General features: G+C 63.6%; 20 protein-coding genes and 2 pseudogenes. 9 read left to right on the top strand and 13 right to left on the bottom strand.

Going from position 1 to position 23,304, the window contains the following annotated elements; all coding sequences use genetic code 11:
• Positions 1-252, top strand: coding sequence for a DUF4399 domain-containing protein (locus tag MTX21_RS04440; protein ID WP_280970696.1), 252 nt, complete (start codon positions 1-3; stop codon positions 250-252).
• Positions 253-467: 215 nt separating this feature from the next.
• On the opposite strand, the gene MTX21_RS04435 is transcribed toward MTX21_RS04440, so the two are convergent.
• Positions 468-1,388 (bottom strand): transcriptional regulator GcvA, encoded by a 921-nt coding sequence (locus tag MTX21_RS04435; RefSeq protein WP_280971359.1) that lies wholly within the window; start codon positions 1,386-1,388, stop codon positions 468-470.
• A 129-nt stretch (positions 1,389-1,517) separates the two neighbouring features.
• On the opposite strand from MTX21_RS04435, the gene MTX21_RS04430 reads away from it, so the two are divergent.
• The 3 genes from MTX21_RS04430 (at position 1,518) to MTX21_RS04420 (ending at position 3,360) form a co-directional block, all read left to right on the top strand.
• Complete coding sequence (locus MTX21_RS04430) at positions 1,518-1,754, top strand: hypothetical protein (protein WP_280970694.1); 237 nt, start codon at positions 1,518-1,520, stop codon at positions 1,752-1,754.
• Positions 1,755-1,795: 41 nt separating this feature from the next.
• Complete coding sequence (locus MTX21_RS04425) at positions 1,796-2,488, top strand: glutathione S-transferase family protein (RefSeq protein WP_280970693.1); 693 nt, start codon at positions 1,796-1,798, stop codon at positions 2,486-2,488.
• A 407-nt stretch (positions 2,489-2,895) separates the two neighbouring features.
• Entirely contained in the window at positions 2,896-3,360 is a 465-nt protein-coding gene (locus MTX21_RS04420) for a chromate resistance protein ChrB domain-containing protein (RefSeq protein ID WP_280970692.1), read from the top strand.
• Positions 3,361-3,927: 567 nt separating this feature from the next.
• Here the strand turns inward: MTX21_RS04420 and MTX21_RS04415 are convergent.
• Together MTX21_RS04415 and MTX21_RS04410 are read right to left on the bottom strand one after the other, a co-directional pair.
• A pseudogene (locus tag MTX21_RS04415) lies at positions 3,928-4,065 on the bottom strand (GDCCVxC domain-containing (seleno)protein); the annotation flags it as partial.
• Positions 4,066-4,122: 57 nt separating this feature from the next.
• Positions 4,123-4,896 (bottom strand): helix-turn-helix transcriptional regulator, encoded by a 774-nt coding sequence (locus tag MTX21_RS04410; RefSeq protein WP_280970691.1) that lies wholly within the window; start codon positions 4,894-4,896, stop codon positions 4,123-4,125.
• Positions 4,897-5,016: 120 nt separating this feature from the next.
• Between MTX21_RS04410 and MTX21_RS04405 the strand changes: the two genes are divergently transcribed.
• The gene (locus MTX21_RS04405; protein WP_280970690.1) at positions 5,017-6,096 is read left to right on the top strand and encodes a zinc-binding alcohol dehydrogenase family protein; all 1,080 of its coding nucleotides are present in this window, start codon (positions 5,017-5,019) and stop codon (positions 6,094-6,096) included.
• A gap of 117 nt (positions 6,097-6,213) precedes the next feature.
• Here the strand turns inward: MTX21_RS04405 and MTX21_RS04400 are convergent, their stop codons facing one another.
• From MTX21_RS04400 to MTX21_RS04365, 8 genes are all read right to left on the bottom strand, one after another.
• Entirely contained in the window at positions 6,214-6,918 is a 705-nt protein-coding gene (locus tag MTX21_RS04400; protein ID WP_280970689.1) for an ABC transporter ATP-binding protein, read from the bottom strand.
• A 7-nt stretch (positions 6,919-6,925) separates the two neighbouring features.
• On the bottom strand, positions 6,926-8,206 hold the full coding sequence (locus MTX21_RS04395; RefSeq protein WP_027550658.1) for a lipoprotein-releasing ABC transporter permease subunit: 1,281 nt from the start codon (positions 8,204-8,206) through the stop codon (positions 6,926-6,928).
• A gap of 73 nt (positions 8,207-8,279) precedes the next feature.
• Positions 8,280-9,599, bottom strand: coding sequence for a proline--tRNA ligase (proS, locus tag MTX21_RS04390; protein WP_280970688.1), 1,320 nt, complete (start codon positions 9,597-9,599; stop codon positions 8,280-8,282).
• 153 nt (positions 9,600-9,752) lie between these two features.
• Positions 9,753-11,306: a CopD family protein gene (locus MTX21_RS04385; protein WP_280970687.1), complete on the bottom strand. Its 1,554-nt coding sequence runs from the start codon at positions 11,304-11,306 to the stop codon at positions 9,753-9,755.
• Entirely contained in the window at positions 11,306-11,821 is a 516-nt protein-coding gene (locus tag MTX21_RS04380) for a YcnI family protein (protein ID WP_280970965.1), read from the bottom strand. The genes MTX21_RS04385 and MTX21_RS04380 overlap by 1 nt, the downstream gene beginning before the upstream one ends.
• Positions 11,822-11,859: 38 nt before the next feature.
• Complete coding sequence (locus MTX21_RS04375) at positions 11,860-12,393, bottom strand: copper chaperone PCu(A)C (RefSeq protein WP_280970686.1); 534 nt, start codon at positions 12,391-12,393, stop codon at positions 11,860-11,862.
• Positions 12,394-12,434: 41 nt separating this feature from the next.
• Positions 12,435-14,903 (bottom strand): TonB-dependent receptor, encoded by a 2,469-nt coding sequence (locus tag MTX21_RS04370; RefSeq protein WP_280970685.1) that lies wholly within the window; start codon positions 14,901-14,903, stop codon positions 12,435-12,437.
• A gap of 85 nt (positions 14,904-14,988) precedes the next feature.
• Entirely contained in the window at positions 14,989-15,378 is a 390-nt protein-coding gene (locus MTX21_RS04365) for a DUF2946 domain-containing protein (RefSeq protein ID WP_280970684.1), read from the bottom strand.
• A gap of 470 nt (positions 15,379-15,848) precedes the next feature.
• Here MTX21_RS04365 and MTX21_RS04360 point away from each other — a divergent pair.
• The 4 genes and pseudogenes from MTX21_RS04360 to MTX21_RS04345 all read left to right on the top strand — a co-directional run bounded on the left by MTX21_RS04360 (position 15,849) and on the right by MTX21_RS04345 (position 19,963).
• Positions 15,849-16,249, top strand: a pseudogene (locus MTX21_RS04360) (globin).
• Between the two features lie 141 nt (positions 16,250-16,390).
• Entirely contained in the window at positions 16,391-17,413 is a 1,023-nt protein-coding gene (locus MTX21_RS04355; RefSeq protein WP_280970683.1) for a sugar ABC transporter substrate-binding protein, read from the top strand.
• A 6-nt stretch (positions 17,414-17,419) separates the two neighbouring features.
• Positions 17,420-18,922 (top strand): sugar ABC transporter ATP-binding protein, encoded by a 1,503-nt coding sequence (locus MTX21_RS04350; protein WP_280970682.1) that lies wholly within the window; start codon positions 17,420-17,422, stop codon positions 18,920-18,922.
• A gap of 12 nt (positions 18,923-18,934) precedes the next feature.
• The gene (locus tag MTX21_RS04345) at positions 18,935-19,963 is read left to right on the top strand and encodes an ABC transporter permease (protein ID WP_280970681.1); all 1,029 of its coding nucleotides are present in this window, start codon (positions 18,935-18,937) and stop codon (positions 19,961-19,963) included.
• Between the two features lie 255 nt (positions 19,964-20,218).
• Here the strand turns inward: MTX21_RS04345 and MTX21_RS04340 are convergent, their stop codons facing one another.
• Together MTX21_RS04340 and MTX21_RS04335 are read right to left on the bottom strand one after the other, a co-directional pair.
• Positions 20,219-22,330, bottom strand: coding sequence for a xanthine dehydrogenase family protein molybdopterin-binding subunit (locus MTX21_RS04340; protein ID WP_280970680.1), 2,112 nt, complete (start codon positions 22,328-22,330; stop codon positions 20,219-20,221).
• Positions 22,327-23,304, bottom strand: coding sequence for a xanthine dehydrogenase family protein subunit M (locus MTX21_RS04335; protein ID WP_280970679.1), 978 nt, complete (start codon positions 23,302-23,304; stop codon positions 22,327-22,329). Before MTX21_RS04335 ends, MTX21_RS04340 begins: the two co-directional genes overlap by 4 nt.

Here is a 23,304-nt window from a genome sequence, read left to right as displayed (position 1 = left end):
TTGCTGATCGATACCAGCCTCCCGCCATTCGACCAGCCGATACCGAATGACTTCAACCATCTCCATTTCGGCGCCGGTCAAACCGAAGCCAAGGTCACCCTGCCCTTAGGCCGCCACACGTTACAGCTCGTCCTGGCCGACGAAAACCACATGGCACACGACCCTCCGGTCTATTCAAAGCCGATCCATGTTGTGGTCACCGCCAACGGACGCAAGCCGGTTCGAAAAAATCACCGAATAGCGCGGCGATAGGGAAAACAATCAACCTGGGTTACTGCGAATTCCCTAGCACGTGTTGTCGCAGGCTTGGCGTGGCGGCACGCTCGGTCTTTGTGCCTGCGCCCTACACCCTGCTTGTAGATCACCAGCTTCAGTGCCGGATCGTCATTGGCCTGAAAGCTCGTGTGCTCGAACTGGAGCACGTCCCGATACGAATTTGGAGTAAATATCCCGGAGTATCGGAACTTTCACTTGGTCGCGGCGAGCGATTTGAGCTGCCTTAGGTCGTTTGACGCTTCTGCGAGCAGCCAGTCACGAAAAGTCGCAATCTTGGGCAGCGACGCAGTCGCCTTCGGGCAAACGATCCAATAGGTCTTCGACACTGGCGAGGACTCCGGGAATGCCAACGCGAGCCGCCCGTTGATCAAATCCCACGCCGCCAACGTCGTTCGCGCCAGAGCGATACCCTGTCCATTGATCGCGGCATCGATAACCATGCTCGCACGATTGAGCACGGGCCCGTGTGTGACTGCGGCGTCATCGATGCCGACCCCGCGCAGCCAATTCGCCCAGTCGGATCGGCTGTCCAGGTGGATCAGCGGAAATTTCAGGACATCGGCGACCCCGCTGATCCGGCGGCGACCCGATAGCAACTTTGGACTGCACACGGCAAAGAGCCGTTCCGGGCAGAGCCTTACGGCATCGAGACCCGGCCAATTGCCATCGCCGTGGCGCACCGCAAGGTCGACCTCTTCGCGGGCAAAATCGACGTGATGCATCGTGGCCGAGATCCGGAGATCAATGCCGGAATGGGCCTCCGCAAAATGGCCGAGCCGGTGCACCAGCCATTTGGCGGCGAAATCCGGCGAGGTGCTGACGGTGAGAACGCCCGCGCTTTGCCGCTGGAGCAAACGCTCCGTACCCGCAGCGATACGATCCAGCGCATCCCGTACTACGGCGAGATAGTCCCTGCCCGCCTCGGTGATGATCAAGCGCTGCCGCTCACGGTTGAAGAGCTTGATCGCAAGCTCTGTTTCAAGCGCTTTCACCTGATGGCTCACCGCACCCTGAGTGACACACAGCTCTTCGGCGGCGCGCGTAAAACTTTCATGCCGCGCTGCAGCTTCGAAGGCCTTCAGTGCGTTGAGCGGCGGCAAGTGCGGACGCATTCCAAACCACCTCGACAGAGTTCATGAGAAAAATTGGGGCAGGGCTGAGAAACGATGCTTTGCGGACTGCGCCGCGCCGGCCCTATGCAGGCGGCGACAATACGAAATCATGGGATTTGGAGCGACGAAATGTCAACGCTTTTTGCCAATAGCTACATTCCGGCGCGACTTCGCCGCAACGCCACAATGGCGGATCATCAACGAAATTCATGGCTCGTACCGCTCGACCGCTGGCTCGCCAGCAGCGAGCGGATGCACCAGCGCGCCGACCTCCGCGCGATTGCCGATGATCCCCACCTCCTTGCCGACCTCGGGCTTACCCGGGAGGAAGCGTTGGAGCAGGCCGATCTGCCGTTCTGGCGCTGATCGAACTCGATCTGTCGCAAGTGAAGGAACTGGAGGAGAAGATGTCTGAGGTCATTGTTTACGGCTTTCCCCGGAGTACGTTTGTCAACATCGTGCGGCTCGTGCTGACCCACAAGGACGTGGCCTACACCTTCCAGGACCTCGAGCCGGTGATGGGCAAGAGCGAACATCTGGCGCTGCATCCGTTCAACCGCGTCCCGATCTTCCGGCACGGAGACTTCATCGTCTATGAGACAAGCGCCATCGTCAGCTACATCGATGAGGCATTCAACGGCGCGCCGCTGACGCCGCATGACCCACGCGCGCGGGCGCGCATGAATCAATGGATCAGCGTCGTCAACTCCTACGTCTACCCTTACATGATCTATCACATGACGCATGAGCGACTGGTCTTCCCGGAGCTCGGGATCGCTTCCGACGAAAAGGTCGTCGCGCATGCGCTGCCAAAGGTCGAAACGGCGCTCACGATCGTCGAGCGCGAACTCGGGCATGGTCAGGACTATTTGCTGGGTTCAGAAGTTACGCTCGCGGATTTCTTCCTGTTGCCGAGCACGTTTGCATTCAGCCTGACCGAAGAAGGTAAGGTCATGTACCCGAAATATCCGGCCTTCTGCCGATGGCGGGAGCGCATGGAGAGCTTACCGACGACCCAGAAGCTTCGCGCGATGCTGCCACCACGCGAGCCCATTGCGCATGCCCGCGAGTGGGCGAACTCGCACCGCCCAAAGTACTGACCTTGCGATCCGACCTTGCCGGACTCTCTTGCAAGGCCTAAGTTAACGTAACGGGGAAACACAGACTCCCCGCCAGACGGCGAAACCGTCCAAGCTCTGTGCAACGCTCGATTTTCGGGGAGATTGCACATGGACGCAGTATTCATTCAATTCTGCAGACGGATTGCCCGCTCTCGGCGGCGTAGCGATCTGACATCGCCATGCCTTTGACGAGCCTGGGCATCATCAAGATCCGAGGCGCCGCAGACGGTGTCTTCGACCACACCGCATTCGATCTCAAGACCCGGCGTGTCGTCGTCGCAAATATCCGTGAACCGGCACCGCTATCCAGACCAGAGCAGCATGGCGGGATTCTCGCTCTGGCGGATGCGAGATCTGCCAAACTCAAAGTCGAACAGGAGGACCAAATGAAGTGGATTACCCGAGAACACGTCAAAGTCGATCGCGTAGCCTGCCCCTGGCTGATCAGGAAGTTCGTCGACAAGGATGCCGAGTTCGTCTTTGCGCCGGCGGACAAGGTAATGGCCGAGGCAAAGCGGCTCGACGCCATTCCTTACGATGTCAAGGACGTCGAGCTCGGCCACCACGGCAAGGAGTGTTCGTTCGAAGCGATCTTGAAGAAATACGATCTGGCGAACGATCCAGCGCTCGTCCTGCTCGGCAGGATCGTGAACGGCGCCGACACCGATAATTCGCTTTACCGCCAGGCCGAAGGCCCGGGGCTACAGGCGGTGGCCGAAGGCTTCCGCCACCTCGGCTACAAGGACGATCATGCGCTCAACGCTGCGGAGTGGATCGTCTATGACGCGCTCTACGCCTATGCCCAGGAAATGGTGAAGGGTGGCAAACCGGCCGGGAAGTTTGCGAACTAGCGACGCGACCGAGATCGGCCCGGGCGGTGCGAAGCCCAAGATGCGGGACGCAGTTCGGATAGTTCAACAGGCAGCTTGTCCGCACAGGCTGACACAACGCTTCCTCCTGGCGGTCAGAAGCTGACGCTTGGCCTTTGCTTTCCACGCCCTAGACCGGCGTGTAGATCACGAGCTCCCGCGCGGGATCGCCGGTGGCCTGAAGCTCGGCCGCAGCGTCGCGACCAGCGCTACATGTCAACGCCAACTGATCCGCAGGGCTTGAAGGTTTGGAGCGAGTGCCCGCGCAAGCACCCCTCATGTTTTTGGGCATAAGCGAGCACGCCCATGATGATCAAAGCCACCACGACCAATCCGGCTACTAGGTTCTGCACCATGGCTGCCACTCCGGGTGAATTCAAGAACAAGGCGACCGGCGCGAATTCTGGAGATGGGTGCCAGCAATAGGCGCCTTCGACGCAGCAGCTCCCGAGAATATCCCCGCAAACACAACAGGAACTTTCTCGCTCTCCCTCTCGACTGAGCGCAAGAAATCATAGCGCCGCTTGTCGCGCCACAAAACCCGCCCTTGGCACCCACCTGTATCGGCGGACATGGCACTGTTCCGTATGAGCAGAAAACGCAGCAGTCCCCGGATCTCGGCTTAAGCCGTGCGAGCTGTAAAACGCAGGGCGGCTGAGGGTCGCAGGCGTTTCCGCGCCGACCGATGCAGCGTTTCAGCCTGGCTCTCCAAAGCTGACGCTTGGGCCATCGTCCTTCCACGGCCTACACCGGCGTGTAGATCACGAGCTTCAGCGCGGGATCGTCGTTGGCCTGAAAGCTTGTGTGCTCGAACCGGAGCACGCCCTTGGTCGGATGGTTCATGGTCTTGAGCCCCGACGCGGTGCTGCGGATCTCGTGCGCCTCCCACCATTTGACGAATTCCGGACTGCCCTCGCGAAGCCGCGTCAGCAATTCCGTGAAGGCGGGATCGCCCGCCCAGACGTCGTGCGTGGCGCGGAACATCGCGACCATGCTCTTGGCGACGTCCGTCCAGCTCGCGCCGTAAAATTTTCGCGTCTGCTTGTTCGTCATCACCAGGAGCAGCGTGTTGCGATCGTTCTCGGGCAACTGTCCGAACGCGAAGATTTCCTCGGCGGCCTCGTTCCAGGCCAGCACGTCCCAGCGCCGCCCGGTGATGTAGGCCGGCTGCTTCAGGCTCTCGATCATCCGCCGAATGGGCAGCGGCACGATCTCGGGTGTGAACGCACGCTTGTCGCCGTCGCGCGCAAGCGCCTTCAAATGCGCATGCTCGGTCTTGCTGAGGCGCAGCGCGCGCGCCAGCGCATCGACGGTAGTGACCGATGGGCTGACGGTGCGCCCCTGCTCCAGCCGGATGTACCAATCGACGCCGATGCCGGCGAGCTGCGCGACCTCCTCGCGGCGCAGGCCCGCGGTGCGTCGCCGCCGCCCTGCGGGAAGCCCGACTGCCTTCGGCGACAGCTTCTCGCGGCGTGACCTGAGGAAATCGCCGAATTCGACGCGCCGGGGATCGGTCATGCTTGCTCCCGCGATGGAGGGTCCGGTGAATACTAGGATAATACCAGGCCTTCTTGCGTCCTGAAAGCCGGCACATATGCCGTTCACCCGATTATGAGGTGCAAAGAGAAGGTCGAAACCATGAAAGCTGCCGTGCTCAAATCCTTCGGATCGCCGCTCACGATCGAGAACGTCCCCGACCCGGTGCCGGGCACCGGCGAGGTGATCGTCGACGTCGTCGCGACGCGCGTATTGTCCTACGCCAACGAAGTCTTCAGCGGGATGCGTAACTACGCGCTCGACCTGCCCGTCATCCCCGGCCCCGGCGGTGTCGGCCGCGTCCGCGCGATCGGGCCGGATGCGACCAAGCTTGCGGTCGGCGACTGGGTGATGTGCGATCCGACCGTGCGCTCCCGCGACGACGCGATGGCGCCCGATATCACGCTGCAAGGCTGGAGCGCCCGCGACGAAGGCGGCATGCGCCTGCAAAAGCACTTTCGCCACGGCTCCTTCGCCGAGCAGATGATGGTGCCGACGGAGAACGTGAAGCGGCTCGGCGCGATCACGGCTGCGGAGGCGACGCAATGGTGCGCGCTGGGGACGCTGCTGGTGCCCTATGGCGGCTTGCTCGCCGCCAACCTGCAGCCCGGTGAGACCGTGCTGGTGAGCGGCGCCACCGGCAATTTCGGCAGCGCGGCCGTCGCGGTCGCGCTCGCGATGGGCGCGGCCTGCGTGGTGGCGCCCGGCCGCAACGACAAGGTGCTCGCCGACCTCGTCCGCCGTTTCGGCGACCGGGTGCGCACCGTCAAGCTGTCCGGTAACGAGAGCGATGATGGCGAGCAGATGAAGCGCGCAGCACCCGGTCCGATCGACGTCGTCTTCGACATCATGCCGCCCTCGGTCAGCACGAATGTGGTGCGTGCCGCGATCATGACGGTGCGCCCTTACGGACGCGTCGTGCTGATGGGCGGCGTCGGCATGGCCGGCGGCGCGGGGCTCGAGCTGCCCTACCCCTGGATCATGCGCAATTGCGTCAGCATCCACGGGGTCTGGATGTATCCGCCGGACGCGGCGACGCGGCTGATCGCGCTGGTGCGGGCGGGGCTATTGCGGCTGGAGGAATACGAGGCGAAGACGTTCGACCTCGACCACGCCAACGAGGCGGTGGCTTATGCTGCGGCCAACGCCGGGCCGTTCAAGATGACGGTGCTGAAGCCTTAACCGGCGGCTTGCGGCGACGATGCGCCGTTGCCGCTGTTTCGCCCGCCATATCAAATGGCTGACAAGCGTCACACCGACAGCGGCCGGCTACTGTGCATGGGGTTGTTTTCGCGTTTTTTACTCGAGCTCGACCACTTGGCCGTTCGACAGCGACACGCGCCGGTCCATGCGGCCGGCGAGCTCCATGTTGTGGGTCGCGATCAGCATCGAGACCTTGGTCGCCTTGACGAGCTGCATCAGGGCCTGGAACACGTGGTCCGCGGTGTGCGGATCGAGGTTGCCGGTCGGCTCGTCCGCGAGCAGCACGCGCGGTGCATTTGCAACCGCGCGCGCGATCGCGACACGCTGCTGCTCGCCGCCCGACAGCTCCGCCGGACGATGCGTGATGCGGTCGCCGAGGCCGAGATAGGACAGGATCTCCTTGGCGCGCTTGATGCTCTCGGAGCGCTTCAGGCCGCGGATCATCTGCGGCAGCATCACGTTCTCGAGCGCCGAGAATTCGGGCAGGAGCCGGTGCGATTGGTAGACGAAGCCGATGTCTGTGCGGCGAAGCTGGGTACGCTCGATGTCGGGTAGCTGCGAGGTCGGCGTGCCCCCGACATAGACCTCGCCGGAATCGGGCGCTTCCAACAGCCCTGCGATGTGCAGAAGCGTCGACTTGCCCGAGCCCGACGGCGCCACCAGCGCGACCGACTGCCCGGCCCACAGCGCGAGCTTGGCGCCGTCCAGGATCGTCAGCGGCACCTCGCCCTGCAGATACTGCCGCTTTATCTCGTGGAGATAAATGACCGGGACATCTTCAGCCCCCTGCTGCTGCTCCATCAGCCCCTCACTCGTACCGGAGCGCTTCGACAGGATCGAGGCGTGCGGCGCGCCAGGACGGATAGAGCGTCGCCAGGAAGGACAGCGTCAGCGCCATGATGACCACCGCCGTGGTCTCGCCGATATCGATCTCGGCAGGCAGCTTCGAGAGGAAATAGAGTTCTGGCGAGAACAGCTCGGTGCTGGTCAGCCAGGACAGGAACTGCCGGATCGACTCGATGTTGAGGCAGATCACCAGCCCGACGATGAAGCCGACAAGCGTGCCGACCACGCCGATCGAGGCTCCCGTGATCAGGAATATCCGCATGATCGAGCCTTGCGAGGCCCCCATCGTGCGCAGGATTGCGATGTCGCTGCCCTTGTCCTTCACCAGCATGATCAAGCCGGAGACGATGTTGAGCGCCGCGACCAGCACGATCATGGTCAGGATCAGGAACATCACGTTGCGCTCGACCTGGAGCGCGTTGAAGAAGGTCGAGTTGCGTTGCCGCCAGTCGACCAGGAACACCGGGCGGCCCGCGGCCTCGGTCACCGACTTGCGGAACGCGTCGATGCGGTCGGGATTGGTGGTGAACACCTCGATCGAGGTGACGTCGTTGCTGCGGTTGAAATAGGCCTGCGCTTCCGCGAGCGGCATGAACACGAAGCCGAGATCGTATTCGGACATGCCGATCTCGAAGACGGCGACGATCTTGTAGGGCTTGATGCGGGGCGTCGTGCCCATCGGCGTGACTGCGCCCTTCGGGGCAACCAGCGTGATGCTGTCGCCGGCATGCAGCGAGAGTTGGTCGGCGAGGCGCCGGCCGATCGCAACACCCTGCCCTTCGTCAAAGCCCTCGATCGAGCCCTGCTTGATGTTCTTGGCGATCGAGGTGAGGTTGTTCAGGTCGTCGGCGCGGATGCCGCGGACCAGCACGCCCGAGGCATTCCAGGGCGAGGACGCCAGCGCCTGGCCGTCGACGACAGGCGCCGCGAGCCGGATGCCCTGCACCTGGCTGATGCGCTCGGCCACATCCTTCCAGTCGGTCAGCGGCGATTCCAGCGGCTGCACCAGGATATGGCCGTTCAGGCCCAAAATCTTGTCGAGCAGCTCTTTGCGGAAGCCGTTCATCACCGCCATGACGATGATCAGCGTCGCGACGCCGAGCATGATGCCGAGAAAGGAGAACCCCGCGATGACCGAGATGAATCCTTCCTTGCGGCGCGCGCGCAGGTAACGCGCCGACAGCATCCACTCGAATGGCGCGAAAGGCGCGGTTTGCACGGTTTCGGTCATGGCCTCATCCATCGCTCGATAATCCCATGATTCGGGGTCAATTGTGGCCGGATTGGCGGCCTCGACATCGCGCGATGAACAATATTCAGCCGACCAGGCGAGCGACCGCGTCGGCCGGCGACATGGTCTCGCGGGCACCGTCGCTGCGCCGCTTGATCTCGACCTTGCCGTCGGCGAGCCCCTTCGGCCCGATCATGATCTGCCAGGGAATGCCGATCAGATCGGCGGCGGCGAATTTGGCGCCGGCGCGCTGGTCGGTGTCGTCGTATAGCACGTCGACGCCCTTGGCGCTGAGCTCGGCATAGAGCTTCTCGCAGGCGGCATCGACCGCGGCATCGCCCTGCTTGAGGTTCAGGATCACGACACGGAACGGCGCTACCGGCTCCGGCCATTTGATACCGGCGTCGTCATGGCAGGCCTCGATGATGGCGCCGAGCAGACGTGAGACGCCGACGCCATAGGAGCCGCCATGGATAGGCACCTCGGCGCCGTCCGGTCCCGCCACGAGCGCCTTCATCGGCTCGGAATATTTCGTGCCGAAATAGAAGATCTGGCCGACCTCGATGCCGCGGGTGTTGAGCCGCTTGTCCTCGGGCACTTCCTTTTCGAAGCGCGCGGCGTCATGGACGTCCTCGGTCGCGGCATAGAGCGAGGTCCATTGCTTGATGATCGGCGCCAGATCACCCTCATAATCGACGTCCTCGCCCGGCACCGGCAGGTCCAGCACGTCGCGATTGATGAAGACGCCGGATTCGCCGGTCTCGGCGAGCACGATGAACTCGTGGCTGAGATCGCCGCCGATCGGGCCGGTTTCGGCGCGCATCGGGATCGCCTTCAGCCCCATCCGCGCGAAGGTGCGCAAATAGGCGACGAACATCTTGTTGTAGGCAACGCGCGCGCCCGCCTCGCTGAGATCGAAGGAATAGGCGTCCTTCATCAGGAACTCGCGGCCGCGCATCACGCCGAAGCGCGGGCGCTGCTCGTCGCGGAACTTCCACTGGATATGATAGAGATTGAGAGGAAGGTTCTTGTACGACTTCACGTAGGCGCGGAAGATCTCGGTGACCATTTCCTCGTTGGTCGGCCCGTACAGGAGCTCGCGCTTGTGGCGGTCGGCGATGCGCAGCATCTCCGGGCCGTAGGCGTCGTAGCGACCGCTCTCGCGCCAGAGGTCGGCGAGCTGGAGCGTCGGCATCAACAGTTCCAGCGCGCCGGACCGGTCCTGCTCCTCGCGCACGATCTGCTCGATCTTCTTCAGCACGCGAAAGCCGAGCGGCAGCCAGGCATAGATGCCGGCCGCTTCCTGCCGGATCATGCCGGCGCGCAGCATCAGGCGATGCGAGACGATCTCCGCCTCTTTCGGATTTTCCTTCAGGATGGGCAGAAAGAACCGCGACAACCGCATGGAGACACTCGAAGAATCAGTGAGAAGTTGCAGTGAAACCGGATTGGGAGCGAAAACACAAGACCAGGAATGAGGAAAAGCCGCTAACGCAACGGGATTCCTGTCATTTTTCCGTCGACTTCAGGTTCAGCTTGAGCCTCCGGGCTGGCCCTTTTACGGCGGCGCGACCTCGAGCTCGTCCTCCAGCGTGATCTTCTCGAAATCGGTCACAAGCGCGTCAATCCGCACATGCCAGCGGCCGGCGAATGGAAGCTCGACTCTAGGCACATGCCAGTAGCCGTCCGGTCCGGGTTCGGCGGCGCGCTCCGCCGCCTCGATGCCGCGTTCGGGCAGGCTCAAGGTCAGCGCCGCCTCCTTGGCCTTCAGCGGCGTCGCCTCGCCGGTCATGAGCTGGAGCACGAAATCGTTCATTCCGGCCTTGCCCGGCGAGACCAGCACCTGGAACATCGCCTTGTCGCTGTGGATGTGGATCGCCAGCGGCGTCTCCGGAACAATGGCCCGCGGCGGCGGCGTGAAGCGCCAGCCGGCCACCACGGCGAAGATGGCAAGCGCGATCGCGCATTCCACCAGGATGGAGCGCTTCAGCGCGGGCGCGGCCTTGGGATCTGCTGCCAGGGCCGGCGTCAGCCGAAAGCGATTGAGCGCCGCAAGCGCCAGCAGCGCCAGAACCAGCGCGAGTTTGATCAGGAGAATGAGGCCGTAGCGGGTCTCGACCAGCGCGGACAGTTTTTCGAGTTGGATGATCGCGAGCGCAAGGCCGGTCAGCGCCAGCATTGCGACCACGGGTATGGCCGTGCGGGAGAAGCGGTTCAGGACGGGCAGCGCGACGGTCGTCGATTTCGACACCAGCACGGCAAGCGGCGCAAGAGCGCCGATCCAGAAGGCGACGCCAAGGCCGTGCATGAACATCGCAGGCCGCGTCAACGCCTCTGGCGGTGCGCTTGCAGCGTGTCCGGTCATGGTGAGGGACAGGCCGACGCCAGCGAATGCAATAGCAGTCAACAGACGTGCATACGCCGCCCAGAGGAGCGCAATCAGGGCGATCAACAAGGCCGCGATGGCGACGAGTAATGCCGGTCCGGCGCTCGTCCCAAATGCAGCCTCCCAGGGCGCCGGCGTGAGCAGTGCCCCGGACGAGAGCCCCAGGAGATCTGCCCCCAATAGACCAAGCGAGGCCGCGGCCGCGAGCAGCCCGATGACAAGCGCCGCACACGGCGCCTCCGTTCCGACCGTCGATCCGGCGATCCAGCGCGCAAAGAACACGCCGCCGACGCCGACAAAGAGCCCGAGGTAGAGCCCGATCCGCGCAAGCCAGATCAGGGCGCTCAACCCGATGCTGGCATTGGCCGGCGCCTTCGTTGCCGTCGGCGCACCAACCGAGAAGATCACCGATCCCGCGACGGGATGGCCGTCCTGCGAAATCACGCGATAGCTGACCACCGCCGTGCCTTGCGGCAGGTCCATCGGCATGGCGACCGAAATCGTCTCGCCGGACGCGCTGACGCGCGCGTCATCGCGCGCCCTGCCCGCGCCATCGATCAGCCGGATCGCGCCAGGCGTCACGGCCTCGTTGAAGCGCAGCTCGACTGATTTTGGCGCGTTCGCCAGAATGCTGCCGCTCGCCGGCTCGACCGAGACGAGCGCCGCGTGCGCCGATGCTCCGGTCGCGAAGCCGGCGACCAGAAGTAGCGCGGCGAGAAAGCGCATCAAGGTTTCGGCAAGAGTTTTACGCTCGGCGCCGGCGACTTGCTCTCCGAATGCCCTGCTCCCTCCGCCGGGATCTCGATCCAGCGGCTCACGCCGGTCTCGCACTCCTGGACGACGGGAAAATACAAGGTCGTGTTCGGCTTGAGCGAGTCAGTCAGGACCGTGTGCATGACGAACTCGTCGTAGTACTTGTCCGAGAGCTTGCCGCCGGACCACATCACCTCCTTGACGCCGGAGGAGAGCTTGTTGCCGTGAAAATCGTATTCGCTGGCATATTTGCCTTCGACGACGTCGACGTTCCAGCCTGCCTTCGGCATCGGCTTCACCGCGATCACGCCTTCTGGGATCTGCACGCGGATCTTCACCGTGGCCGAGCCCGCGCAACCATGCGGCACGGCGAAGACGGCCTTGTACGATCCACCTATGGCGGCCTGCTTCGTCTCCAGCGTGACATGCGCCGCCGCCGGCGATGCGGCGAGCGCAGCCAACAGGATCAGGCAGGATCGCTTCGAGATATTCATGTTCGGTCTCCCGAAAGCGCAGATCATGCTCATCACATCTTCATTCCCGAATGATCCGGCATTTTCTTCATCTCCATGTGGCCGGAATGCCCGGCATCGGCGGGCGCCTGCGCGCCGACGCCCTGGACGTCGAGCGAGACCGCGACCTTACCGGCCTTCTCGAACTCCAGCGTGACAGGCACCTTGTCGCCCTGCTTGAGCGGCCCTTTCAACTCCTGAAGCATCAAATGATAGCCGCCCGGCGCGAGCTTCACGGTCTTGCCGGGATCGATCGCAAGCCCCTTGTCGAGCGCGCGCATCTTCATCACGCCGTTGTCCATCGCCATCTCATGGACGTCGGCTTTGCCCGCAATCTCCGTCGAAACGCTGATCAGCTTGTCAGGTGCCGTCCCCTTGTTCTCGATGGTGAGATAGCCACCGGCGACTTTTGCGCCGCTCGGCGTCGCACGGCTCCAGGCCTGCGAGATCACGAGGTCGCCGGCTTTGACGTCGTCGGCGCGCGCGGGGGCTGCGATGAGGGCGGCCGAGAGCGCCACGAGGGCTAGAATGCGTGAGAGCTTGTTCATCAGACTTGCCTTTCTTGTCGTCGTTAACATCGCCCCACCCGTCAGAACGTGTACTTGCCGGCAAGAACAAAAGTTCGTCCCGGGAATGGATGGAACAGAAAATACTGCTCGTTGAAGAGATTATCGATCCCGAAGTCGAACGCGAAATTCTTCGTCGCGTTGTAGTGGATCTTCAAGTCAACAACGAAAAAGTTATCGAAAGCGCCATAGACGTGCGAAACGATATCGGTGTTGTCGAGCGTCGAATACTGCTTGCCGCTATAGCGCGCTGCGACCGTGTACGCCCAGCTCTCGTTTGGCCGATAGGTAACGCCGAACTTGGCACGCCAATCGGGAACGTAAGGCACACGCTTGCCGACCACCGTCGTCGGAATGCCCGTCAGGGGATCCTTGCCGGCCCAGTTCGCATCGGCCAGGATCCGGGAATCGACATAGGTCACGCTGCCGAAGAGCTGAAGCCCCTGGACGAGGACATTGTCCTTGTCGGCAGACAGCTCGACGCCCTGCAACCTGATGGCGTCGACGTTGCTGAACGTCGTCGCCGTCTGGGTCGCGTTGATCGCATTGGTCTGCGAGATGATGGCGTTGTTGGTCCGCTCCCTGAACAGGGTCAGCCGCACCCGGCCATCGTTCCAGTGGCGCTCGATGTTGAGTTCGCCCGTAAAATCCTGCTCGGGCTTGAGGAAGGGATTGGCCACCGTGATCGTGTTGCCGACGGTCACGTTCTGGTAGAGCTCGAGAACTGTCGGGTAGCGATAGGCCTCGCCGAAATTGGCCGTGACGTTCCAATCCTTGTTCGGGTCGTAGGACATCGAGGCCTTCGGCGAAAAATTCGTCGAAGCAAGACCCGGCTGGTTGGCCGTGAACGACGAGGTGATGGCACCCGCCCCGTTCGCCAAGGTCACGACGTTCTGGCCGTCGAGGGCTTGCCAGCTCTCCAGCCGTCCGCCGAGGGTCAGCTTGAGATCGGGCTGGATCTTCCAGGCGTCCTGGAGCCACACCGCACCGGTGCGGGTTTCGCCCTGACTGTTCGCGTAGAGCTGTCCCGTAGCGGTCGCGGCCTGATACCAGACTGCCGACCCGTATGTTGGATTCTCCAGGCTGTACCGGTCGCCATGCACGCCGAAGCTGATCTCGTGCGGACCGCCATAGCCAAACGGACGCCAGATACCCTTGGCGTCGGCATTCTGCCAGTTGGTGCCGTCCATGCGCGTGATTTTGCCATTCTGCGAGAAGCCAACGCCGGCGGCGGCCACGGTGTAGGGATTGAGCTGGGTGTCCTCGAGATAGTTGTAGCTCGACGCGGAGAGGTCAAAATCGAAGAGTCCCTTCGTGTCGCTCTTGATCGCGACCGCATTGCTCAAATGGGTCTGGTCCCAGATGTACTTGCCGCTGGCAAATGTGCTGATGCCGGCAAAGGTCGGCAGCCCGGTCGCGGTCGAACGCAGATAGGTCTGTGGATCAGACACCTGATGATTGTTCCAGATCCCGAGCGAGTAAGTCGCCTGCACCAGCGGCGCCACGTCGTAGGCGAGCCGCAGATTGGCGGACGTCTGCTGCGAACGCGCGAGAATGCCGGTGCCGACGACATCGGCCTCCTGCCCGACCTTGTTCCTTGCCGGGAAGGCGCCCCTGGTGCCCGCCGGAATGCTGCCGTTCGTCGTATAGGTCAGCGGCTGCTGGAAACTGTCGAGATAGTTGGCACTGACGAGCCAGGACAGCTTGCCGTCGCGGCCGCCGGCTGCCGCGCTGGTCTGGCTGGTCGGATAGACGTCCCTGGTGCCGTATTGATTCCACGGCATCACCGATACCGTCTCCTTGGCGACCGCGAACGGCTTGTCTGGCATCTTTGACGTGATCAGGAGGACGCCTCCGATCGAGTTGCCGGGATAGGCGGCCGCGAACGGACCGTTGAGGTAGTCTACGCGCCCGATCGCCTCCGGCGAGATCAGGTTCCACTTCGGCGAGGCATTGGTGTTGTTGTTGCCGATCAGCGCCGAGATCAGGAGGTCGTCATAGTAGATCAGCGTGCGTGCGCTGGAGTTCAGTCCCCAACTCCGCGTCGCCAGCACCGCATTGTTGTCGCCGTCGTTGCGCTTCCGCACGAACAGGCTCGGCATGTATTTAACGGCGTCCTCGGGGTCCTTGAGGTTGATCGTTTCCTCAACCTCTTTCGCCGTAATGCTGAAGGAGCGCTGAGGTAGCTGATAGCGGGTCACCGCGGCCGGGGCCTCCAACGAAGGGTGCGCGGTACCGGCGCCTTGATCGCCGACGGCAACCGGAGGTGCGGTTCGCTCCGCGGATGCGACCGGCTTTGCCGACCGGCTCGTGGCTCCGGCCGTATGCACCGCCGGCTTGCGTGGCTTGGGTCTTGCCGATGCGGGCGCTTCGACAGTGACCGATGGCAGCACATTCGCGCCGCTTTGGGCAGAGGCCTCACTCGCCCACGCGAGCACCGCGGCCTGAACGGCCACGGCACTCACGCCGCGAACGGCATGACTATGTAACATGGGGCATTCCTGACGCCGGCAGCTCTCGCCGGCCAATTGACGGCATCAATCGCCGGCGGACGGACCGCGGCGACCGTGAGGGTCGTCAGGAAAACTGCGGAGGCGCGCGCGCCTGGGCGGTCGAGCCGCGATCAGGTGCGGCCAAATGATCCGCCGCGTCATGCCAGACCAAGCTTTCGGCGTGGCGGAATGGAATCGAGAACGTCGCCTGCAGCGGCGAATCGAGCGAGGCGTTGGCCTGCGCGAGGCAACACAGCGCGCACGCACCGGCGTGCCCTGCCGGCGCTCCGGTCTGGTCATCGAGACCGGCGCCCTGCTCGCTTGTGCTGTGGCAGATGACGGCGGTCCCGAGCGGATCGGCAACGGCCTGCCCTGCCGCCCAGCACGCGGCAATCGGCGCCAGCACCTGCATCACCAGCGCGATCAGGACGATGGGTAGGAATTTTTGCAGCCGCGCACGCATCCGCCGAACCATTCGTTCGCCTGCTAACTAAACACCGCGGGGGAGCCCGAGTCGAGGTCGCGCCGGCCGGCTTTTTGTCCTAGGGCAAAATTCCGGAAAACTGTGTTCGAAGGCCCCGGCCCGGGCAAAGATGCGGCCGTTCAGGCCGCCGTCGCGCCCCGCGCATATCCACAGATTTCTTATATTTGTCATATGCTTAGGACTGGAGCAGCCCGATCATTTCGTCAACTGCTCGAATTTTGAACAATCGTTGCCGAAAATGATGACAAGTGAGAAAAGTTGATCTAGCATCCGTCTCGCTCAGGCTGGCCGCGAGGTCGAAGTCTGGTGGTCCAAGTCTCGGGAGGAGCCCCTGACGCGCAAAATGCAGCGTCGCCCCGTCAATCAAGATCAAATCTTAGAATCGGGGATAATAGGGTCGACACAATTTTTGAGCGGGGCTAGGGCCCCGCTCTTTTTTTGCGCGCGCGGCCGCTATGCCGATGAATGCTTCCCCTAATCCGAGCACAGCTTTGATCTCGCGGCGATGCGCTGCGCGGACCTCACACCATTGGTCTATCAGCGGCTGTTTCGCGAGCATCCCGAAGCGCAGGCCATGTTCCGCTCGCAGGGAAGCGAGCTGGTCAAGGGATCGATGCTCGCGCTGACGATCGAAGCCATCCTCGACTTCGCCGGGACACGCAGCGGGCATTTCCGGATCATCGCCTGCGAGGTCGCCTCGCACGACGCCTATGGCACGCCGCGCGAGCTCTTCGTCGCCTTCTTTGCCGTCATCAGGGATACGCTGCGCGACCTGCTGGGCGACGAATGGTCGCCCCACATCGCGCAAGCCTGGGACGATTTGCTCGTCGAGATCGACGCGCTCGCCGGCGTTTCGGCCTAGCGCTTTGCGCTGCACCAACGCGCCGCGCCGATTTCCCGCGCAATTGCAGATTGGGTAGCGTGAACTCATCGATTGTGAGAGACTTTCTGCTCGGCCGCACAAACAATGACGCGCCGACGACAAGATTTATGGGAGCGAGCGATGTCCGGGACGAAAGACTTCTCCACGACGAGGCGCGATCTTCTTCAGGCGGCAGCGACCGCCGGCGCCGCGACTGCCATCCTCGGCAGCATGGGCATAAACCCCGCACTTGCAGCCGAAGTCGGCCGATCCGAGAAACCGCTGAAGGCGGCGTTCTCCAATGCAGGCCTGCAGGCGACGTGGTGTGCGCAAGGCAAGCAGGCCGCCGAATTCTGGGGCAAGCTATTCAATGTGGAGGTGACCTGGTTCGACGGCCAGCTCGATGCCGTGAAGCAGCGCGCGGCGATCGACAACATGGCCTCGCAGAAATGGGACTTCGTCGCGATCCAAGCCTTCGGCATCGGCACCCTCACCCAGCCCGTGCAGAAGATGATCGACGCCGGCACCCCCGTCATCGACATGGACACGCTGATTGCTCCGCTCGATCAAATCAACGTCCATTCCTTCCTCGCTCCCGACAACGAGTTCATGGGCGCCTCGGTGACGCAGGCGCTGTGCAACGCCATGGGCGGCAAGGGCAAGATCATCATGACGCAAGGCGCCCTCGGCCACACCGGGGCGCAGGGCCGCGCGAAGGGCTTCAATACGGTCGTCAAGCAGTTCCCGAACATCGAAGTGCTCGATACCCAGCCGGCCGACTGGGATGTCTCCAAGACCGCGCGCCTGTGGGAGACGTATCTGACGAAATATCCGCAGATCGACGCGGCGTTCTTCCACAACGACGATATGGCGCTCGCCGCCTACAACATCATGAAGGCGCGCAACCGCACCAACATCCTGATCGGCGGCGTCGATGCGATGCCTCCGGCGATCCAGGCGGTGAGCGAAGGCCGCATGTTTGCGACCGTGCGCAATCCGTCCTGCCGCATCCATGGCGGCGCCATCATCGCCGGCGTTGCCGCGGTGGTCGGTGGCGAGAAGAGCGGACAGGGCATTCCCAAGAACGTCGTCACCGACGGCCCGGTCGTGACCAAGGCCAACGCCGCCGGCATGCAGTGGATGCAGGATCATTTCCTGATCTGAGCCTCCATGTCCGAGGCTCGTCCGCCCATCCTGGAACTGCAGGGCATCACGAAGAGCTTCGGCGGCGTCGAAGCGCTTCGTGGTGTCGACTTCGCGCTCTATCCCGGCGAGATCCATGGTCTCGTCGGCGAGAACGGCGCGGGAAAAAGCACGCTGATGAAGATCATCGCCGGCGTGCACACCGAATTTTCCGGCCGCTTCCTGATCGACGGGCGAGAGACGCATTTCCGCTCCGCCCGCGATGCGCATGCGGCCGGCATCGCCATGGTGCACCAGGAGCTGAGCGTCGCGCCCGACCTCACGGTCGCGGAAAACGTCTTCCTCGGCAATCAGCCGACCAACCGCTTCGGTCTCGTGCAATGGCGGCGCATGGCGCGCGAGGCTGGCGAGCAGCTCGCCCGCTTCGGCATCGACGTCGATCCGATGTCACGGCTCGGCGATCTTCCGATCGGGCTCCAGCAGCTCATCGAGATCGCCCGCGTGCTGTTCTCCGGCGCGCGCATCGTCATCCTGGACGAGCCCACGTCCGCCCTCTCCCCGCCCGAGGTCGAGCGGCTGTTTGCGACGCTGCGGCGACTACGCGAGGAAGGCACCAGCATCGTCTTCATCTCGCATTTCATCGAGGACATCTTGCGCGTGTCCGATACGGTGACCGTGTTCCGCAACGGCCGGAAGGTCGCCGAGACCGCCGCTTCAGCGACCAGCAAGGGCGCGCTGATCGAAGCCATGATCGGCCGCGGCGGCGAAGTCCTAGAGCACAGCTATACCGACGACCTGATGCTGCCCCGGCCCAGCGACAGCTCGGTAGTGCTGAAGGTCGATCAGCTTTCGCTGGCCCGCAGCCTGCAGGATGTCTCCTTCGAAGCGCGCGCCGGCGAAGTGCTCGGCATCTACGGTTTCATGGGCTGCGGGCAGCAGGAACTGTCGCGCATCCTGTTCGGCAAGCTGAAGCCGGACAGCGGCCGGCTTGCCGTTGGCGGCACGCCAAAGGCGTTCGCCAGCACGGCCGCGGCACGGCGCGCGGGTGTGGCGCTGGTCCCGGAAAGCCGGCGCGCCATGCTGTTCCACCAGGAGCCGGTCTACAAGAACATCTCGATCAGCATTTTGGATCGCATCTCAGCGCTGCTGCTCAAGCCGACGCAGGAGCGTGATATCGCCAAGCGCCAGGTCGAGCAATTGCAGATCCGGCCGCCCGTCGTCGGTCTCGACCTCGGCATGCTCTCGGGCGGCAACCAGCAGAAGGTCGCACTCGCAAAGTGGCTGACCTATCCGCCAAAGCTCCTGGTGCTGTGCGAGCCGACCCGCGGCATGGATGTCGGCGCCAAGAACGACGTCATCAACATCGTCCGCGACCTCCGCGCCAAGGGGCTTGCCATCATCGTGCTGTCGACCGAGCCGGAGACCGTGCTGTCGCTGGCCGACCGCATCCTGGTGCTCAAGCGTGGCGCGGTGGTGCGGGAATTCGCGAACGAACCGGTCAGCAAAGACCGCCTGCTGGAGGCGGCGTGACGGAGAAGCATGATGGCCAGCAGTGAAACAGTCCCGGCGGCGGGTCAGCGCGCGCGAGGTCTTGCGCCTTTCCTGCGCTCGCAGATGCGCAACATCGCGCCGTTCCTGACGCTGATCTTCCTGTCCGCCTTCTTCGCCTTTGCCAGCCCCTCCTTCGCGACGCTGGACAATCTCGGCAACATCCTGACCCAGGTGTCGGTGACCGGAATTATCGCAGTCGGCCTCACCTTCGTGATCCTGTGCGCCGAGATCGATCTCTCGATCGCAAGCATCGCCAACGTCACCGGCATCGCCGTCGCCTACTTCACGCTGCAGGAATCCTACGTCAACATCGCCAACGTGCCGCTGCCGGGCGTCGCTGCGATCGTGCTCTCCATCCTGCTCTGCGCGTTTCTCGGCCTGATCAATGCGCTGGGGCTGACAATGATCGGCATCCCCTCCTTCATCATGACGCTCGCCATGATGCAGATTGCGGCCGGCATCTCCGCGCTGCTGGTGCGCGGCCAGATCGCCTACAAGGTACCAGACCTGATCGCCACGCTCGGCTCCGGCTCGGTCAGTGGCGTTCCCTGGATCGTCATCGTCGCCGCGGTGATGCTGCTCGGCGGCCATCTGGTGCTGACCTATACGCGCTTCGGCCGCTACGTCTACATGGTCGGGGGTAACCGAGAGGCGGCCGAATATTCCGGCCTCAACGTCAAGCTCATCCTCGGCGCGGTGATGGTGATCTCGGCAGTGTGCTCGGGCATCGGCGGCATGCTTGGCGTCGCCCATTTCGGCAGCGCGCAGCAGAACGAGTTCGACACCTACCTGCTCGATTCCATCGCCGCCGTGGTGGTCGGCGGCACCAGCCTGTTCGGCGGCCGCGGCGGCATCGGCAACACCATCGTCGGCCTGTTCGTGCTCGGCGTCCTCAACAACGGCCTCGACCACGTCAACATCGACAGCTTCCTCAAGATCCTGATCCGCGGCCTGATCCTGCTCGCGGCGCTGATCATCAACGTCTACGCCCAGCGGCTGCGGGAGAAGGCGGCGGAGTGAAGTATTTTCCCTTCCCCGCAAGCGGGGCGAGGTGAAGAGAGAGGCCGCACGATGTCGCTCCACAAAAAATGCGAAAACAACCCCATGCAAAGTAGAAATCATTGGGGAATTTGGCACGGGGTGGCTTGAGCTGCTGCTGCGAACGCGTTTGACACGTCGGGCAAAACAGGAGCACAACGCCATCATGGCGGCCTCGCGGGAATCGAGATCTTCGCTTTGCGCCGAGAAGTGCCGCGCGAGACCGCGGGGCCGGAGCTACGCGGTCAGCATATCTTCAATCCGGATCGGCAAGGTACGCACGCGCTTGCCCGTCGCATGAAAGACGGCATTGGCGATGGCCGGCGCCATGCCGACGAGGGCGATCTCGCCCAGTCCTTTGACGCCTAGGGCATTGACGTGTGGATCCACCTCCTCGACGAAATGCGCCTCGAGTTGGGGGACGTCCAGATTTACGGGCATCAGATAATCGGCCATATGCGCGTTTACCGGGCGACCATCGCGAGTATCGAGCACCGTGCGCTCCATGAGCGCCATGCCGATGCCGCCGATCATGCCACCCGTACATTGGCTGCGAGCGAGTCTTGGATTGACGACACGGCCGATGCCATAAGTACCCACCGCACGGCGCACGCGGATCGTGCCGATGTCCGGGTCGACGGCTATCTCGACGAAGACCGCTCCGAAGGAGTGCATGGAGAAGCGCGCAGCGGCCTGAGGATCGCGCTCAGAAGACGCTGTAGCCTCGATCGGTCGATCGTTGCGGCCCTTCGCAGCCTGCTCTTGCACCGCGATGCAGGCGGCGCGGATCGCGGAGCCAACCGATGCCATGGTCCATGAACCGCCATGGGATGGCGCGGGCGGATAGTCCGAGCGGCCAAGACTGAAGCGCACCCGCTCAACGGGCAGCCCGAGGGTCTCGGCGGCAACCTGTGTCATCGACGTGTAGGTGCCCGGCCCCATATCGCTTGCCGCGACCTCGACCTCGGCCGTGCCATCCGGAAGCAGCCTCGCTAGCGCACTGGCCGGTGCATGAAAGGCCGGGTAGCTCGCCGATGCCACACCCTTTCCGATCAGCAGCCGGCCATCGCGCATCGAGCGCGGTTCGGGTACCCGTCGCGACCAGCCGAACCGTTCCGCGCCAAGATCGTAGCATTTCAGCAGCGATCGGCTGGAGAAGGGTTTGTTTTCTCCCTCGTCGATTTCCGGCTCGTTGCGGCGGCGTAGATCTATGGGATCAAGGCGGAGCTTGTAGGACAACTCATCCATTGCGCATTCGAGGGCAAATACGCCGCTGGCCTCGCCGGGACCGCGCATGTGGTTTGGCGTGCCAATATCGAGTGGCTGCAGGCGGTAGCGGGTCCGCACGTTGGGCGAGGAGTACAGGAAGGTCGTGACCGAGGTCAGAGCCTCCATGAATTCCTCATAGCGGCTCGTCTCGCCCATGCCTTCATGAACCACGCTGGTAAGCTTTCCGTCTGCTGAGGCGCCGAGAGCGATCCTTTGCAGTGTGCGCGGCCGATGGCCCGTCGTGAAGAACATCTGCTTGCGCGTCAGAACGAGCTTGACGGGGCGGCCCACGTGCCGCGCGGCCATGGCCGCGAGCGTCACGTGGGGCCATGTCCTGAGCGAGGTGCCAAAGGCGCCGCCGATGAACGGGCAGATCACCTGCACGTTTTCGGGCGGCAGGCCGAAGATCGCCGCGATCTCCGCCTGCTCGTTGACGACGAACTGGCTCTTGCTCCAGAGCATCAGCCGATCGCCACTCCAGGCGGCGATCGTCGCGTGCGGCTCCATCGGATTGTGGTTCTCGCGCGCAATGCCATAGGTCTCGTCCACCTTCACTGGCGCGTCGGCGAGAGCGCTGTCGGCGCTGCCGCGCGCGGTGTCGGCCGGCAGCCGGGCATCCGGCTGCTTTCCGGCCTCGGGAACGATGGGCCGGGCCTCCGGGTCGCCGGAGTCGACGATCGGCCGCTCAGTCAAGTAGGCCACGTGCAGCGCCGCGGCAGCGCGCTCCGCTTGCTCGATCGTTGTGGCAACAACGAGCGCCACCGGCTGGCCATGGAAGTGTACGCGGTCGTCCTGCAGCACATGCAGCCGCTCGCCTGTCGCCGGATCGATGTAGCTCTTGTGCGGGCCATACGCCAGGCGTGGCGCGTTCCCGTGCGTGATGACGGCAATGACGCCCGGCATCTTCTCGACCTGCGAACTTTCTATGCCGGTCACGCGCCCGAGTCCCACGGTGGCGCTGACGATCACTGCATAGGCCTGACCAGGCTGGTTGAAGTCGGCCGCGTACCGTGCGGCGCCCGTGACCTTGGCGCGACCTTCCACCCGTGGCAGCGGCTGTCCGATGATGTTCGTCGTCATGCGATTCCTCCCGTCATTTCGAAGGCGCGAACAATCGTCCGCGGCAGGAGTTCGAGTTTGTAGTGATTGCCCGACAGCGGACGGGCTCCTTCCACGGCCAATCGGGCGGCCGCCTGGACCACATGCCGATCCGGCGCCTTGCCGGTCAGAGCCGCCTCCACCGCGCGCATACGCCAGGGCCGAGTGCCGACACCGCCGACCGCGAGCCGCGCCTCGCGGATCACGCCATCCGCAACGTCGAGCGCCGCGGCCGCGGACACCAGCGCGAATTCGTAGGATGCGCGGTCGCGTACCTTGAGATAGCGCGCCCGGCGGCTGTTCGGACCGCCGGGGATCCGCACCTCGAGGATGAGCTCGCCGGGCAGCAGCGTGTGTTCGAGGTGGGGGGTATCGCCCGGCAAACGAAAGAGTTCTGCTACCGGAAAGCTGCGCTCCCCCTCCGGACCTTTGACACGCATGGTGGCGTCGAGAGCGACCAGCGCGACAGCGACGTCCGAAGGATGCGTCGCCACGCAATGATCACTCGTTCCGAGAATGGCGTGCCCGACATTGAGGCCGTCGACCGCCGCGCAACCTGAGCCGGGGGTCCGTTTGTTGCAAGCCGCATCGAGCATCCGGAAATAGGGACAGCGGACGCGCTGGAGCAGGTTCCCACCGATCGAGGCCATGTTGCGCAGTTGCGGCGAGGCGCCCTCGATCAGGCTTTCGGCGATCAGTGGCTGCAGACGCTGGACATCAGGATGGGCGGCCACGTCGGCCATCCGCGCAAGCGCGCCGATGACGAGGTCGGAGCGGTCGACGCGGATCTCGGAAAGCGGAAGCGCATTAATGTCGACAAGGTGCTCCGGTTGCTCCACCTCGTCGCGCATGAGATCGATCAACGTCGTGCCGCCGGCGATAAGACGGCGGCCGGAGGATGCGGCAGCGATGGCAGCCTCGACAGAGGTTACCTTCTCGATCGTGAACGGGAGCAT

It is taken from the genome of Bradyrhizobium sp. ISRA430 (assembly GCF_029909975.1).
GTDB lineage: Bacteria > Pseudomonadota > Alphaproteobacteria > Rhizobiales > Xanthobacteraceae > Bradyrhizobium.
This window is presented reverse-complemented; position numbering and strand designations above follow the sequence as displayed.

Coding starts and splice junctions, on each gene's coding strand:
- MTX21_RS04435 (WP_280971359.1), bottom strand. CDS start 1,388: ATGCGTCCGCACTTGCCGCCGCTCAACGCACTGAAGGCCTTCGAAGCT.
- MTX21_RS04430 (WP_280970694.1), top strand. CDS start 1,518: ATGTCAACGCTTTTTGCCAATAGCTACATTCCGGCGCGACTTCGCCGC.
- MTX21_RS04425 (WP_280970693.1), top strand. CDS start 1,796: ATGTCTGAGGTCATTGTTTACGGCTTTCCCCGGAGTACGTTTGTCAAC.
- MTX21_RS04420 (WP_280970692.1), top strand. CDS start 2,896: ATGAAGTGGATTACCCGAGAACACGTCAAAGTCGATCGCGTAGCCTGC.
- MTX21_RS04410 (WP_280970691.1), bottom strand. CDS start 4,896: ATGACCGATCCCCGGCGCGTCGAATTCGGCGATTTCCTCAGGTCACGC.
- MTX21_RS04405 (WP_280970690.1), top strand. CDS start 5,017: ATGAAAGCTGCCGTGCTCAAATCCTTCGGATCGCCGCTCACGATCGAG.
- MTX21_RS04400 (WP_280970689.1), bottom strand. CDS start 6,918: ATGGAGCAGCAGCAGGGGGCTGAAGATGTCCCGGTCATTTATCTCCAC.
- MTX21_RS04395 (WP_027550658.1), bottom strand. CDS start 8,206: ATGGATGAGGCCATGACCGAAACCGTGCAAACCGCGCCTTTCGCGCCA.
- proS (WP_280970688.1), bottom strand. CDS start 9,599: ATGCGGTTGTCGCGGTTCTTTCTGCCCATCCTGAAGGAAAATCCGAAA.
- MTX21_RS04385 (WP_280970687.1), bottom strand. CDS start 11,306: ATGCGCTTTCTCGCCGCGCTACTTCTGGTCGCCGGCTTCGCGACCGGA.
- MTX21_RS04375 (WP_280970686.1), bottom strand. CDS start 12,393: ATGAACAAGCTCTCACGCATTCTAGCCCTCGTGGCGCTCTCGGCCGCC.
- MTX21_RS04370 (WP_280970685.1), bottom strand. CDS start 14,903: ATGTTACATAGTCATGCCGTTCGCGGCGTGAGTGCCGTGGCCGTTCAG.
- MTX21_RS04365 (WP_280970684.1), bottom strand. CDS start 15,378: ATGGTTCGGCGGATGCGTGCGCGGCTGCAAAAATTCCTACCCATCGTC.
- MTX21_RS04355 (WP_280970683.1), top strand. CDS start 16,391: ATGTCCGGGACGAAAGACTTCTCCACGACGAGGCGCGATCTTCTTCAG.
- MTX21_RS04350 (WP_280970682.1), top strand. CDS start 17,420: ATGTCCGAGGCTCGTCCGCCCATCCTGGAACTGCAGGGCATCACGAAG.
- MTX21_RS04345 (WP_280970681.1), top strand. CDS start 18,935: ATGGCCAGCAGTGAAACAGTCCCGGCGGCGGGTCAGCGCGCGCGAGGT.
- MTX21_RS04340 (WP_280970680.1), bottom strand. CDS start 22,330: ATGACGACGAACATCATCGGACAGCCGCTGCCACGGGTGGAAGGTCGC.
- MTX21_RS04335 (WP_280970679.1), bottom strand. CDS start 23,304: ATGCTCCCGTTCACGATCGAGAAGGTAACCTCTGTCGAGGCTGCCATC.